Below are 15,205 nucleotides of genomic sequence, written 5' to 3' on the forward strand. Positions count from 1 at the left end.
TATTTGACAGCGACGATATGCGATATTGGTACACGCCAAAAGCACTACTAAGGAATGATTATATGTTAACGTTGAGTTAAAACCAATAGTGCAATATAAATCAGGTCTACTTTTAGAGATGAATGTATAAATCCTATAAACTAAAGAGTTTTAAATCAACTCGAGCTGCTCAAAAAAGTACAACATTAGCCCAACATTAGTGCTAAATATCTTTCAAATTGTTGCTTTAAAGAAGCCTGCTCTGCAATAGGGCGACTATGGAGGGTGTTATATATTTGCTCACGTGTTTTTTTTCCGCGCTTAATTTGATACGCCCAAAAAGAGGCCTCATAATCTAACTGAATTTGATACTTCTGCTCACGAGGTAAATTACATAAATTAAAACTCACAGTAACTCCTATTACTTACTTAATATTTTTTATTATTATACTTATAAATAGTAATGAATGCTGCTTTAATAAAGCATCTAGGCCAACAAGCTTAGCCAGCCAGCCAGCCAGCCAGCCAAATGTTATATTATGTTTGGGAATTTAATAGCTTATTGGCTCAGGTAATTGCAAATTTAATCCACAAAGGGCACGCACCTTAACTAAAAGTCAAAACCTTGCTGATTAATTAATTCGCTAGCAGCAGTAACGTCTAATTTTTTCTGTATAAAACGCTTGTAGCGCTGCTGGCACAAACTTAATACCTTTTTCTTTTGTGCGTTGGTTAACGAATTCCATAAAAAACGCTCATCGCGGCTGCGATAACAGCCTTTACAATATCCCCTATTATTAACCAAACAAATACTCTTGCAAGGGCTTGGAATATCAAATATTTCAATTTGTTGCATTGCCCCTCCCCACACTTATGAAGATACAGGTTAAGTATAGCGTTATTTACTCAAAGAGCAGCCTTGTAAATAATTAGCTAAGAGCCTTTAGTAAATCTTTTAACCAGAGCGCAAGTCACTAAAATGTAGGTATCAGGGGGAGAGCTCATAAACCACAGCCCAACATGCGCTGAAGCTGTAGTACAAACTTACTTCGCGGATATATAATTAGCTTTCAGTAATAAAAAATACTTTAAATAAATACTGAGTGACTTTTATCGCTTACTGAAAGCTAAAATATAACCGCCAAAAACGGCCTTTAGCTTTTAATGCTCACAACTTTTAATATTTACTTCTGCTTTACGATGATATGGCTTTGCATACATAGCTAATACTAAAGGTTTAAGCTCTTCGGGCACTTTATCCATACGTTTTGCAAACTTTGCAGCGTCGGCTTTATTAATGACCGCTTCTGTACAACCGCCTGCTATAAAGTTACCTGGGTGCAAATAAAATGAATCTATTATTTGTTTATCTATTGTTTTAGCCAGCTCATCTGCGCTGTCGCAATGTGACTCTATCGGCTGTCCAAAAGCTAAATGAATATGCCCTTTAGATGAGCTAAAGCCTTCAACAATACTGGCTATGTCTTCACCTACAGATTTTACATATTGACCATGGTGTTGTTTATGATAAAGCTCTTTTGCTTTAGCAATTGCACAGGGTTCGTATTGATACGATATTGATACCGGCACTATTTTTAGCTCTTTAATATAATCGCCAAATTCTTTTTTTTGCTTACGCCCATTTAGTTGTAGCATTTTTAATAGTGCCGGATCGGTTTGATCTACACCATCTTTTGCTCGCCCTTCTTTTTGCGCTATCCAAATAGAATTTCCCGCTGTTAGTGAGTCATAAATATAGGAAGATAACTGCGTTAATGCTTTAAGCATTTCTTTAGGCGCTTTTGCAGATCGCTTTACTATAAAGCTTTTATTTAATCGCATAAGCTCAGTGATATAGGGTCTTTGCAATAAATTATCACCTATTGCAATACGCACTGTTTTCATTTTATGTTGAAACAATCCCCAATTTACTAAAGCCGGATCGAGCACAATGTCACGATGATTCGATATAAATAAATAGGCCTGATTAGGGTCGAGTTTATCTAACCCTGAAAAAGTGACTTCTGACGTAGTGCGTTTTACTAACTTATTTAAATACTTTGCAACTTCATTTTGTACATCTTCAACGCTATTAATTTGGCCCCATTTTTTACGTAGTTGCTGTCTAATTAATGGTCGTGCAACAAATGGAATTGCCGATAAAATGCGTGGTAAATTGTACTTTGCAATTACATCAATAAATGCATTATCGTCAATTAAACGCTTCAGCGAAGTGGCAACTTCATCATCATTGTAAGGTCTTATGTCAGCGTACTTATCTTCTAATTCAATCATTTAGCGCATCTACAAAGTTAAAAACGGCACGCCAAAGCGCACCGTCGTGTCTAATTTTGATTATAACTCAATCAAAAATACGAAACTAGCAATACTAAAGTTCGATTTACCTAGTTCAAATAGAGTTATAGTTTAGTCGGCAAGTTTATAAGTTTGCACACTTGATGCAACTTACATTGCCCTGTTGTTATTTATAGTGAATATTAGTTAAAGCTAATAGCTTTAACTAAAGCTGCATGGCGACGCCAGTACAACAAAATAGCCGTAAAGGGTAGCATGTAACAACTAACCTAGTGGGCAGACCACATTTAAGTTGGCCTACTTTTTTACGACTTTAAAATTAACAAAGTGTATGCTTTATAGTACTTTAGTGTATTAATCTTGCATACGTATGCTGCGCTGTATTTGCTTTCATTAGCACTGCAAATATTTACAACCTCAAATCAAGCAATGTAAGCATTGCAAATAACTCTCTTAAATGAGGTTTAATTTTAGGAAAAAATATGAAAATTACTATTCTCGATAATGCGACTCTTGCTAAAACATCACTTAATTGTATTTCTCAATTAGGTGAGCTTACCGTTCATGAATTAACAAGTGCGGAGCAAATTATTGCTCATAGTAAAAATGCTGACGTTTTAATTACCAATAAAGCAGTTGTAAACCGTGAAACAATGAGCCAATTAAAATCACTAAAGCTAATTTGTGTTAGTGCCACAGGTACTAATAATGTAGATTTAGTAGCAGCTAAAGAGCTTGGTATTGCAGTAACCAACGTTGCCGGCTATTCAACACCTTCTGTAGTACAACATACCTTTTCTTTAATCACTAATTTATTAGGTAATACGCATCGCTACCAAGCAGATTGCCAGCAAGGTGCATGGCAAAAAAGTGAAATGTTTTGCCGCCTAGATTATAGCTTTAACGATTTACAGGACAAAAAATTCGCTATTATTGGTGGTGGAACACTTGGTAGTGCGGTTGCAACGGTTGCTAGCGCTTTTGGCGCAAATGTAATTACTGCCGAGCGCAAAGGGGCACAGTGCCGCGACGGTCGGGTTCCTTTTGAACAAGCAATTAAAACGGCCGATATAATTAGTGTGCACTGCCCGTTAACCGATGAAACTCGCGATCTAATTACACTCAATGAGCTTAAAATGATGAAGCCAAGTAGCATTATCATTAATACTGCACGTGGCGGCATTATTAACGAAGCAGACTTAGCTACCGCTCTTGAGCAAAATTTAATTGCAGGTGCTGGGGTTGATGTACTAACTAAAGAGCCCGCTGAACTAACTAACCCACTGGCTAATTATAAAGGCAATAACTTACTGCTTACGCCACATATTGCTTGGGCAAGCACTGAGTCAATTGTACGTTTGGTAGATGAGGTAAGTTTAAATATTGTGGCGTTTAAGCAGCAGCAATCACGTAATCGCTTAGTGTAATACCTTGCTTTAGTGCCCTGCTGTAATGCCCAGCTGTGTAGCTCTAAAAAGCGCTACACTTTTTAAAACGTGTTCATCCGGTAAATTAACTATTAAACGCCAATAACGTTGGCGTTTACTTTACAAATAAAGGTTTAATTAGCGAGCAACAACTTGATTACGACCCCCCTCTTTTGCTGCATATAAACCTAAATCAGCTTCTTCTAAAAGTGCCTGCTCAGTTTCAATACTTTCGTTTTCAGTACTTGCTACACCAATACTAATAGTTACATGCTCAGCATTAAGCGATGCTTTATGCGCTATATTTAATGCATTAACAGCATTACGTAGTTTATTTGCAAAGCCTGTCGCTTCAGCTTTATCTACACCGGGTAACACGGCTGCAAACTCTTCTCCGCCATAGCGTGCAATAAAGTCACTGCCACGCTCACATTGTGCAGCAAGTGCTTGAGCCACCGCTTTTAAGCAATCATCGCCTGCTCGGTGTCCATAAGTATCGTTGTAACGCTTAAAGTGATCTATATCCATAAGTAGCACTGAAAGTGGTGTGTTGTTGCGTTTATTTTTACGCCATTCACGAGATAGGTTTTCGTCTAGGTTACGCCTATTGGGTATTTCGGTTAGGCCATCAATCGAAGCTAACATTTCAAGCAAATCATTTTTTTGCTTAATAAGTAGTTGATTACGTACTCTTACACGCACAATTGATGAGCAAAATGGCTTAGTTATATAATCCATTGCGCCTAGCTCTAAACCTTTAGACTCGTCATCATGGCTGCTATTTGCCGATATAAAAATAACCGGGATCATTTGCGTTGCTGAATCTTCTTTTAATTTAACCAGTACTTCGTAGCCATTCATTCCTGGCATAACAATATCGAGTATAATTAAATCAACTTGTGTTGTTTTTATAAAAGTAAGCGCTTCGTCACCACTTTTAACTAAAAACACCTCATGCTCATCGCTAAGTGTTTTTTCGAGTACAATTCGATTAAGAGCATCATCATCAACAATTAATACTTTAGCTTTTTTTGACATCCATTGCCCCTAAAACGTTTATAAAAACAACCACCTGTTCTAACTGCATAATAAGCTCTTTCGTTGTTATTTCAACAGCTTTATCGGTTGTTTTAAGATCTTTTTCTGTTTGCAGTGCGCATTGCGACAGCCGACTAAAGCCTAAATTACCCGCTACGCCTTTAATACTATGCGCTATACGAGTTAAGTCATCTTTATTATTACTTATTTTGAGCTGCGCTAATTGAGTTTTGCACACACTAGCAAATTTACCAATCATAGTGTTAAGCAGTGTTTCGTTTAAACTAAACTGAGTTAAAGCAAACGAGTGCTCAAAAAAGCTCGGCTTATAAGGTGCTAAATCGGTTATTGCATCTATAAGCACTTCTGCAACCACAGGTTTAGTTAAATGCTTATTCATGCCACACGCTAAAGATCGTTCAATATCAGCAGGCTCACAATGAGCGGTTAGTGCAAAAATAGGTAATTGGTCTGCACTATATTGCTGCCTAATTAAAGTTGTTGCTTGGCAACCATCTAAGTGGGGCATTTGCACATCCATTAAAATTAAGTCTGGCATTAAATCCGGTAATAATGCCATACCATCAATGGCACTGGTGGCTGTAACCACATTAACTTTTGCTTGGCGTAACACGCTGCTAATTATTTCTAAATTTAATTGATTATCGTCAATCGCTAATACTAACAGACCCGACACACTTGGGTTTAATTTCGTAGTACTCGTTATTTTTAGTTCAGACTCTAAACTTAAATTAAACAATCGCTGTGCAAGCGCTGATGTTTTAATATGCTGTACAGTTAAGCCCATGCTGCTCGGAAAATTTAACCTTGCTTGATGATTTACAACAATAAGCGTGATTGCTTTTGCAAATAAAATATCCTTAATTACAGCTACCGCTAATAACGCAGGTAAATCTGCGGCGTCTATTATTAATTGTTTGTTGTTTAAATGCTCCCGAGGAGATGTTAATACTTGCTCTAAATTAGTATGAGTAAGCGTAGGAAATGCATTTATAACCTTAGTTAATTCGTGACTGTACGCCGATAAAATAACTAATGTATTATTAGGTAGTTGCTTACAAGCAGGTACAACAACATCTAATAAAACACTAAAGTGAAACTCACACCCTTGGCCTTTTTCACTATTTAGCGCTATTTCGCCACCCATTAACAATACCGCCGACTTTACAATGGCCAACCCTAAGCCCACGCCATGATGAGTTCGCGTTGATGATTCATCCCCTTGGGTAAAGGCGTCGAATAAGCGCCTTTGATCGGCTTTATCTATGCCAACGCCGGTATCTATTACCTTAAAGCAAATATGTTGTTGCTCTGGGGAATCGCTTGGTAATAAATCCATTTTAAGGATAATACTACCGGTTTTAGTAAATTTAACGGCATTAGTTAGCAAGTTACCTAACACTTGCTGTAAGCGAATGCCGTCGCATGTAAGGTTGGGGGCAATTAGGGGATCAATATCAATAATCAATTCAATCCCTTTATTTTCACATAAAGGGGCCGTTAAACTTTCACAAATATCAACCAACTCAACCACGCTAAATGGCGCGAGTTCTAACTGCGCTGCCACACTTTCTACCCGTGCAAAATCAAGCATTCTATTAAGCATTAACAATAAGCTGTGTGCTGCGTGCTTAGCTTGCGCGGTTTGTTCTAATTGTTTTGGCGTAAGTCCTTGCTCAATAAGCATATCAAGTAAACCAAATACCGCATTTAGCGGTGTGCGGATCTCATGACTTAAATTAGCAATAAACCGACTTTTTGCTAACGTGGCGCGCTCTGCATCATGTTTTGCTTTGGTTAATATACTTATATCTTGAATATGAATAACATAATACAACGGCTCGGCATTTTCATTCCACACTAACGACACGCTCAGCTGTAACCAATCTGCCAGTTCGCCGTGCGCTAAAGTTAAATGGTATACCCGTTTTTTATTATTCAGTAATTGCGCTAACGTAGCTTTAATTTCTTGCCATTGGGGGTTACTAAATGCCCTATTCAAAGGTGCTCCCGCCAATAACGCTTGCTCAGAAGATAGCTCTCTAGCCGCTTTATTAGCTTGTAAAATAGTATGATCAAGTGAAAGCAACACCACTCCATTAGCCGCAAACTCTATCGCACTTCTAAATTTAGTTTCTGATTCTTTTAATGCGTGTAGGGTTTGCTGTTGCTCGGTTATGTCGCGGCCAATTCCCATAACGCCTAACAGTTGTTGCTGTTCATTATAAAATGGCGCTATGGTTAATAAGTAAGAGCGTTCTGCGCTATCAATACGTTGTTGAATTTGCGTTCGATTGTGCAGTACTTGTTGTTCTAGCTTACTCATTTTTTTACTATCGCGGCTCTCATTTTCTATTAATTTACCAACTAGCGCTGCTTGCTTTTTACCAATAAATGTTTCAAATGCTTTATTACAACCTAAAAATAAACCATCAATACTTTTAAAATAAATAAAGTCAGGAACGTTATTTAGCACTGTATTAAGCAAAGCTAAATGACGCTCTTTGGCTTCGTAGCTGCTCGTTAGTTTTTCAGACTGTAGCTGCAATTTTTTATCTAAATCTTTATTAACGTTCTGTAGGGATTCGACCAGCTGAGTATTTTTAGCAAAAATAGCTTTTACTTTTAAAAACCATGGCTGCCAATTTAAAGGAATTTTATAGTTTAACTGCTCACCAGTTATAGTGTCGTTGTGCTCTAAATAACGCATTAAAAAGGTCATCGGCTTGATAAAAATGCGCTGGCTCAACCAAAAAAACACGCTAAACATAATGCTTAAAAACACGGTCAAAAATATAAATTCTATCGCTGTTTCGTAAATAATGGGCGCAGATAACTGCTCTATTGGCTCATGGTAGGCAGCATGTATGGGGTAGTTACCAATTGGCTGCATTAAAAACTGATTGCCTTTAACTACCTTAGTACTAGTGCGCTCTACTAATACTGCCGGCCAATACTGATTTAATTTAACGGCTTTGTTTATCAACTTTTGTGAGCTGGCAATAACCTCATGATACTGATTCATAAATATATATTCGCCTTGCTGCGGCGATACTTTTTTTAGCCAATTAGAAATAGCTTGTAAGTCATAAATAAGGACTATGTAATCTAGGGAGTTAATATCTTGTTGTCGGCCAACGGCAAAGTAGGCTTTATTACCAACTTTAATAATTTGGCTAGAGCTGAGTTGCTCGGTTAAAAATGGTGGTTTAAATTTGCCTTTTAAAACATCAGTTAAAAAGGCACTTTGGCTACGATCTCGCCTGGCAACGTAAGCAAAACCTTGCTCATCAACATAAGCGACAGCACTTAATGACTGCATTAGCGCTAACGTGGTGTTAAATGAAGGGGCTAACATGACAACTTTTTGCCAGCGTAATAAGGCACTTTGCGATTGAGAAAATTCACCCGCACCTACAATTTCGCCATTTAAATTACTTAAATAACGATAGTAATAGCCATCATACTGGTTAACGTGCAATGGCATTGTGCTATCTGCTAAATGCGGCTTAGATTGGTGATACAAGTTAAACATAGCGGTAAATAAATTATTTACCCCAGCCATAGTATGTTCAATTTGCGCCGATACATTAGCAAAATCGCCATGGCGCTTTTCTATCGCACGCTCAACCTTAATATTGTAAAGGTGCAAACATAATAATAAAGCCACAAACAAAGGCACGGCCAAAGCCACAACTAAAGAGCGGTAATAATCTTTTAAGGGTAAAAACGTCAACTGCTTGCCTGTTTTATGGCTCAATAATCAGCTAATAGACTAGCGAGCCATAATGTTAAGCGCAAGTTATAAGTTTTCTTCAGCGAATGAAGCTAGGCGACTACGTACCACACCATTGAGGTTTATTGTTGCGCTACCTTCAAAGTTTTTAAAGCGCTCCACAATATAAGTTAAGCCCGAAGTAACCGGTGTTAAGTAGTTACTGTCTATTTGTGCCAAGTTACCGGTACAAATTAGCTTAGTCCCTTCGCCGCAACGGGTAATAATGGTTTTTAATTGTGCCGCCGTTAAATTTTGGCTTTCATCTAAAATAACTACTGCATTTTGAATACTGCGACCACGCATAAAATTTACCGACTTAAACTGAATATTGGCTTTTTCCATAATATAATTACGGCTTGAAATTGGATTTTCGTCACCTTTATGTAATACCTCTAGGGTGTCGGTAATGGCCGCTAGCCATGGCGCCATTTTTTCTTCCTCCGTGCCAGGTAAAAAGCCAATTGACTCGGCTATTTCTGGCGTATTACGCGTTACTATTACTTTGTCGTAAATGCCTTTTTCGATCACCATTTCTAGTGCACTAGCAAGCGCCAATAAAGTTTTACCACACCCCGCAGGGCCGGTTAAAATAACCAGTTCTATGCTGGTATCTAATAAAGCATCGAGTGCCATACCTTGGTAAATATTTTTTGGTTTAATACCCCATGCACCTTGATTCATTAATCGCTCATAGCCTATATCTTTTAAGGTTATATGTTCCTCATCGTACGATTTAACTCGCGCCGCAAACTGATCCCCCTCATCAATTAAATACTCATTATAAAATACATCAGGGATTAAGTTTTTAGCCACATGATGCAAGGTCTCACGACCATATTGCTCAGTATTACATTGGCCAACATGCTGCCAAAAGTCTCCGGCTATTTTTTTGTAACCGCTGGTTAATAAGCTAATATCATCAATAAGCTGATCGGTTCGGTAATCCTCTACATACTTAAGCCCTGCACCTTTGGCTTTTAAACGCATGTTTATATCTTTAGTGACTAATATAACTTTGCTATTTGTGTACTGCTTTTGTAAATGCACTGCACAGTTAATAATGCGATGATCGTTTTCATTGCCTGGCAGGCCAGAAATGGAGTCGGCAAATAAATGATCGTTTACAATAATTAAGGTGCCGCTTGATGCTGCTTTCGCTTTTTTATTGCTAGGAAGGGCTACACCTTGGAGCATTTGATCAGGTGTGGCATTTTTTAATATTTCATCTAAACCACGAATAGCCACGCGAGCATCGCGGCTTACATCGTGTTTTCTGTCTTTAATATGATCAAGCTCCTCTAACACTGTCATCGGAATAACTACATGGTGCTCTTGAAACGATAAATACGCGAGGGGTTCGTGAAGCAATACATTGGTATCTAGCACATACATTTTACTTTTAAGGTTCGAAGCATTTTCCATAGCACTTTCCTTACTTTTTATGATGAGTATGCTATACCAAACTAACTAAGTGCTTTTGGGTAATAATGGCTCGTTAGTTACTTAGGTATAATTTTAGTTTAGTCTATTTGTCATAAAAGTCCGTTTTATTACAAACTCGATTTTGTTTTAATTAAACCTTAAAACCAAAGCAATCGACTGACTAAAATAGTAGGTTTTGCTAAGGAAATATTTTTAATGCTGCTAACACTCAAAGTAATAGCTGCAGAGCTATTTATTATCTTACTGTGTACTTATTTACCCAAAAAAGATCCAGATGTTAGCCGTTTTGTTAGGAATAATTCACACTTACCGAATTAATTAAAAGTGAGGCTAATAGCGCCTTGCAGTGGTGTTGTCTAACAGGTAACATAGCCGCCTTTTTCTTCATAGACGAGACATATATGAATTTTTCCTTAGGTCAGCGTTGGATCAGTGATACAGAGTCAGATTTAGGATTAGGTACAGTTGTTGCCATTGAGGGCCGTCAGGTCAGCATATTATTTCCTGCTAGTGGCGAAAGCCGCGTTTATTCTTGGGCAGAAGCACCCGTAACCCGTGTGTCATTTAATCCTGGCGATGTGATCAAAAGCGTTGAAGAGTGGGAATTAGAAGTTGAGTCTATTGAAGTGCAAGGCGAGCTACTTTGTTATCACGGTACTCGTGTTGATAATGGTGAAGCAGCCAAACTAAAAGAAACCTTTCTAGATCATTTTATTAAGTTTAACAAACCTCAAGATCGTTTATTTGCCGGCCAAGTAGATCGTTTTGATCGTTACACGCTGCGCTACCAAACATGGTTACATAAATTTGAACGTGAACAGTCGCCTATAAAAGGCTTAATTGGTCAGCGTGCTAATCTTATTCCGCATCAGCTTTATATAGCCCAAGAAGTGGGTAAACGTTTTGCACCACGCGTACTTTTATCAGATGAAGTAGGCCTTGGTAAAACGATTGAAGCGGGAATGATTTTACATCAGCAAATTATTAGTGGCCGTGCCAGCCGTGTCCTTATTGTAGTACCCGAAAACCTGCAGCACCAATGGTTAGTAGAAATGCTGCGCCGCTTTAATTTACGCTTCTCTATTTTTGATGAAGATCGTTGCGACGAAGCGTTTGCCGACTCACCAAATGTATTTGATACCGAGCAACTGGTACTTACCAGCCTAGAGTTTTTAACCAAGAAAAAACGTTGGTTCGAACAAGCAACTTTAGCTGACTGGGATTTACTAGTAATAGATGAAGCACATCACTTAAGTATTAATAATGGCAAGCCAAGCTCAGAGTACCAACGTATGGCCGAGCTTAGCCAAGATATTCCGGGCCTTATTTTACTTACTGCCACGCCAGATCAACTTGGTCATAGCAGCCACTTTGCTCGCCTACAGTTACTCGATCCAGACAGATTTTACGACTACGACGTGTTTAAAGAAGAAGAAGCAAATTACAAAGACGTTGCCGAAGCTGCTAATCAATTACTCCAAGAGCAAGGACTAGACGATAGTGCTAAAGCGACTTTAATTGAGCTGTTAAAAGAAACCGACATTACCGATATTCTGGCAAAAGCACAGCAAGGTGATTTACCCGCGCGTAAAGAAATACTTAACATGTTACTGGATCGCCACGGCACCGGGCGCATCTTATTTAGAAATAGCCGCAGCGGTATTGACGGCTACCCTAGCCGTATATTACACGCCTACCCTATGCCATTGCCAAAGCAATATAAAACAGCAATGACAGTGCTGGGCAATATGAGCGGCATTCAAAATCCCGAACTTAGTGCACAGCGCGCACTATTCCCAGAAAAAATATTTCAAGAGTTTGAAGGTGAGAGCGCCAGTTGGGGAGCATTTGATCCTCGCGTAGATTGGCTAATCGACACCCTTAAAACTCTTAAACGCGAAAAAGTTCTGCTTATATGTGCTAAAGCCGAAACAGCTATCAGCCTTGAGCAAATACTACGTGAACGCGAAGCAATTAAAGCCTCGGTTTTTCACGAAGGTATGTCGATTATTGAGCGTGACCGCGCCGCTGCATTTTTTGCAGACGAGTACGACAACGCGCAAATACTACTGTGTTCTGAAATAGGCTCTGAAGGGCGTAACTTTCAGTTCTCACATCATTTAGTGTTATTTGATTTACCACTAAACCCAGATTTACTAGAGCAACGTATTGGCCGACTAGACCGCATTGGACAAACTCAAAATGTGAACATTCACGTGCCATATTTTGAAAACACCGCCCAAGAAGTATTACTACGTTGGTACAACGAAGGCCTAGACGCATTCGAATCTACCTCGTCAACGGGGCAAATGTTGTATAAAGAATTTCGTGATGACCTACTTGATTACATTGCAGCGCATAACTGCGACGAAGACGAGTTAGATCCATTACTTGAGCAAGTAGCACAAAAAAATGCGGTACTGCGCAAACAAATGGAAAGCGGACGCGACCGTTTACTTGAGCTGCATTCATCGGGCCAAGGCGCAGCCGACTCTTTGGTAGCTGATATTGAAAAACTAGACAATCAGTTTGAACTGCCTAGTTACATGATCAACGTATTTGACACTTTTGGTGTAAGCCAAGAAGATAAAGGCGAAAATACCATTATCTTAAAGCCAACCGAGCATATGTTAAACGCCTCGTTCCCGGCATTAAGAGAAGATGGCATGACAGTTACATTTGACCGCGATACCGCGCTTTCGCAAGAAGACGTGCACTTTATTAGTTGGGATCACCCTATGGTGCAAGGCACCCTAGATATGATTTGTGACGACGATTTTGGTAGCGCATCGGTTGCTTTGCTTAAAAACAAAAAACTACCACCGGGTACCTTTTTTGTTGAGCTTATTTTTGTAGCCGAAGCTATGGCGCCAAAAGTATTGCAGGTTGGTCGCTTTTTACCACCTACACCAATTCGTATTTTACTTGATAAAGCAGGTAATAACTTAGGTGAAAACGTGGCGTTTGACGGCTTTAATCAGCAGCTTTCTGCCGTTGGTCGCCAAACAGCCAGTAAACTCGCCGGCGCATTGCAAAGTGCTATTCACCCGATGATCAGCACCGCAAAAGACATGGCACAAGAAAAACTTGAAGTTATTCGTACTGCGTCACTGGCTAAAATGCAAACATCACTAAGTGAAGAGCAGCAGCGATTAGTTGCCCTTAAGCAAATTAACCCTAATATTCGCCAAGAAGAAATTACCTTTTACGATAAGCAACGCACAGATTTAACTACCTACATTGAAAAAACCCAGTTAAAACTCGATGCGATTCGTTTAATTGTGGTTTCGCACTAACGCTTTGGCGATAAGCTGACAGCCGTTAGTAAAAAATTGCTAATGTGCGAATGAAGAAAGCGCGGTATTTAAATTGTACCGCGCTTTTTTCCTGTATAAATTACCTCACAAACCTAATTTTAACTGGGGAGTATTTTTCCATACTAGAAGTAAACTCTTGATTTCTTAAAGCATAATCATTTTTAATAAATTGAGAAACCATATCTATCTCGGGAAAGAGTTTTGCTTTCGAAATCCCTACTCCTGCCAATTGTTTCAAAATACTTAACTTATCAGAAGCTTTAATAATATACCTTTTAGATTTCGGTCTAAATATCCATTCCTGAGGAATTTCAGCCGGAGTGTACTTGTTCTTACCAATACCAAATAATAAAAAAGCTCCATCTTGACTGGCTAACCTAGGGTTATCCATTTTTGGTTTAACACAAACAACACTTTGAAGATGCTCTGGATTAATTCTTTCCAAAAAATGGGGCTTCTCTTTTTTTATATCATGCATTAGCTTTAAGGCATGATGATTTTTGGGGTTGTGAAAGTTTTTATCACTCCCTCTAAATTGGGGGGTAATTTCAAAATCAGATGGAGACCAAGCAAGATTCGATATAACGCTTACTGTATCGCTATCAAAATACTTAACTTTCTGATCAGGAATTTTAAAAAATATTATTTCTCCATCTTTATCTTCATCGTCTTGTCCAATACACGCAAAATATAAAGCTACTAAAGGATTCTCCGAAAGGTCAAGTAACCGAGTAGGTAAGTCATAGTGTTGCATTTTCACCAGTTTTTCAAAGCTACTATTCATCGAACTAAACTCATTTGGGCACCTCATAATGATTTCTTGGATCATTTTATGCTCATTTGAATACCACAGCTTTTTTCTATAAATAGATGGTAGAGAAAAAAACGTCTTATTAGCGTGTCCTCTGAAAAAAAACGAAAACCCTTCCTCTTCCAACTCAGGTGTAATACCGAGTAAAGTCCTCAAACTCCCTAGTTGTGTTTCTTTAATATCCATTTTTATCTTTACTTTAATTATGTGTAGGCTTCTAATTTACAATAACTTATATAGAGCTATTTTTTTAGTTATTATTAAACTTTCGAAATTATTTTTAATAATTGTAATAATATTACGCATTGAGTATTCCTTATTACTCCACTAAAATGGCGCCCTTGAAAATCACTGAGGTTGGCCGTGTTAATTAACTACAATCCCCCAACAGATCCGTATTTAACTATTCTGTATCAGGATGAGGATTTACTCATCGTTAATAAGCCTAGCGAGTTGTTAACCGTGCCAGGTAAAGACCCTAAACATGCCGATTGCTTAATAAGCCGAGTTAACCGAGTTTTTCCTACCGCTAAAATAGTGCATCGTTTAGATATGGCAACGTCAGGCATACTTTGCTTGGCAATGAATAAAGGTGCGCACCGCCATGTAAGTATGCAGTTTCAGGAGCGCGAAACCGCCAAGCGCTATATTGCCCGGATATATGGGCAACTTGAGGCGCAAACCGGCTCAGTTGATTTACCGCTTATTTGCGATTGGCCTAATCGCCCCAAGCAAATGGTTGATCACGAAAACGGTAAGCCGTCGCTTACGCATTTTAAAATACTTGAACGTGAACCTGATGCAACCCGTGTAGAACTAACTCCTATTACAGGGCGCTCGCACCAGTTGCGTGTACATATGCTAAGCCTAGGCCATCCTATTTTAGGGGATAGGCTTTACGCGCATAAAGCGGCACTGGCTGCGGCGCCGCGCTTGCAATTACACGCACAAATGCTCAGCTTAAAACATCCCACTACTGAGCAAATACTTACATTTGAAGCTGCCCCTGATTTTTAGCGCTAACACTTAATATTAAAGTTTAGCCTGTTACGCTAAACTTTTTTGCTGCTGCGCC

At 38.8% G+C, this 15,205-nt stretch carries 10 protein-coding genes; 3 read left to right on the plus strand and 7 right to left on the minus strand.

Going from position 1 to position 15,205, the window contains the following annotated elements; translation table 11 throughout:
* Positions 1-185: 185 nt before the first annotated feature.
* The 3 genes from PTRA_RS13690 to PTRA_RS13700 form a co-directional block, all read right to left on the minus strand.
* The gene (locus PTRA_RS13690; RefSeq protein WP_011329264.1) at positions 186-389 is read right to left on the minus strand and encodes a DUF3283 family protein; all 204 of its coding nucleotides are present in this window, start codon (positions 387-389) and stop codon (positions 186-188) included.
* A 200-nt stretch (positions 390-589) separates the two neighbouring features.
* Complete coding sequence (locus PTRA_RS13695; RefSeq protein ID WP_058374196.1) at positions 590-835, minus strand: DUF1289 domain-containing protein; 246 nt, start codon at positions 833-835, stop codon at positions 590-592.
* A gap of 305 nt (positions 836-1,140) precedes the next feature.
* On the minus strand, positions 1,141-2,274 hold the full coding sequence (locus tag PTRA_RS13700; RefSeq protein ID WP_011329266.1) for a 1-acyl-sn-glycerol-3-phosphate acyltransferase: 1,134 nt from the start codon (positions 2,272-2,274) through the stop codon (positions 1,141-1,143).
* Between the two features lie 503 nt (positions 2,275-2,777).
* Between PTRA_RS13700 and PTRA_RS13705 the strand changes: the two genes are divergently transcribed.
* Positions 2,778-3,722 (plus strand): D-2-hydroxyacid dehydrogenase, encoded by a 945-nt coding sequence (locus PTRA_RS13705; RefSeq protein WP_058374197.1) that lies wholly within the window; start codon positions 2,778-2,780, stop codon positions 3,720-3,722.
* A 138-nt stretch (positions 3,723-3,860) separates the two neighbouring features.
* Here the strand turns inward: PTRA_RS13705 and PTRA_RS13710 are convergent, their stop codons facing one another.
* The 3 genes from PTRA_RS13710 to PTRA_RS13720 form a co-directional block, all read right to left on the minus strand.
* Positions 3,861-4,760 (minus strand): GGDEF domain-containing response regulator, encoded by a 900-nt coding sequence (locus PTRA_RS13710; protein WP_058374198.1) that lies wholly within the window; start codon positions 4,758-4,760, stop codon positions 3,861-3,863.
* Complete coding sequence (locus PTRA_RS13715) at positions 4,744-8,517, minus strand: PAS domain-containing hybrid sensor histidine kinase/response regulator (RefSeq protein WP_058374608.1); 3,774 nt, start codon at positions 8,515-8,517, stop codon at positions 4,744-4,746. The genes PTRA_RS13710 and PTRA_RS13715 overlap by 17 nt, the downstream gene beginning before the upstream one ends.
* Before the next feature lie 66 nt (positions 8,518-8,583).
* Positions 8,584-9,981 carry a PhoH family protein gene (locus PTRA_RS13720; RefSeq protein WP_058374199.1) on the minus strand — a complete coding sequence of 466 codons (1,398 nt, stop codon included), beginning with the start codon at positions 9,979-9,981 and terminating at the stop codon, positions 8,584-8,586.
* 422 nt (positions 9,982-10,403) lie between these two features.
* Between PTRA_RS13720 and rapA the strand changes: the two genes are divergently transcribed.
* Positions 10,404-13,298, plus strand: coding sequence for an RNA polymerase-associated protein RapA (rapA, locus tag PTRA_RS13725; protein WP_058374200.1), 2,895 nt, complete (start codon positions 10,404-10,406; stop codon positions 13,296-13,298).
* Positions 13,299-13,398: 100 nt separating this feature from the next.
* Here rapA and PTRA_RS13730 read toward each other — a convergent pair whose 3' ends face one another.
* On the minus strand, positions 13,399-14,316 hold the full coding sequence (locus PTRA_RS13730) for an FRG domain-containing protein (RefSeq protein ID WP_058374201.1): 918 nt from the start codon (positions 14,314-14,316) through the stop codon (positions 13,399-13,401).
* A gap of 177 nt (positions 14,317-14,493) precedes the next feature.
* On the opposite strand from PTRA_RS13730, the gene rluA reads away from it, so the two are divergent.
* The gene (rluA, locus tag PTRA_RS13735; RefSeq protein ID WP_058374202.1) at positions 14,494-15,147 is read left to right on the plus strand and encodes a bifunctional tRNA pseudouridine(32) synthase/23S rRNA pseudouridine(746) synthase RluA; all 654 of its coding nucleotides are present in this window, start codon (positions 14,494-14,496) and stop codon (positions 15,145-15,147) included.
* Positions 15,148-15,205 lie beyond the last annotated feature (58 nt).

The organism is Pseudoalteromonas translucida KMM 520, from assembly GCF_001465295.1.
Lineage (GTDB): Bacteria > Pseudomonadota > Gammaproteobacteria > Enterobacterales > Alteromonadaceae > Pseudoalteromonas > Pseudoalteromonas translucida.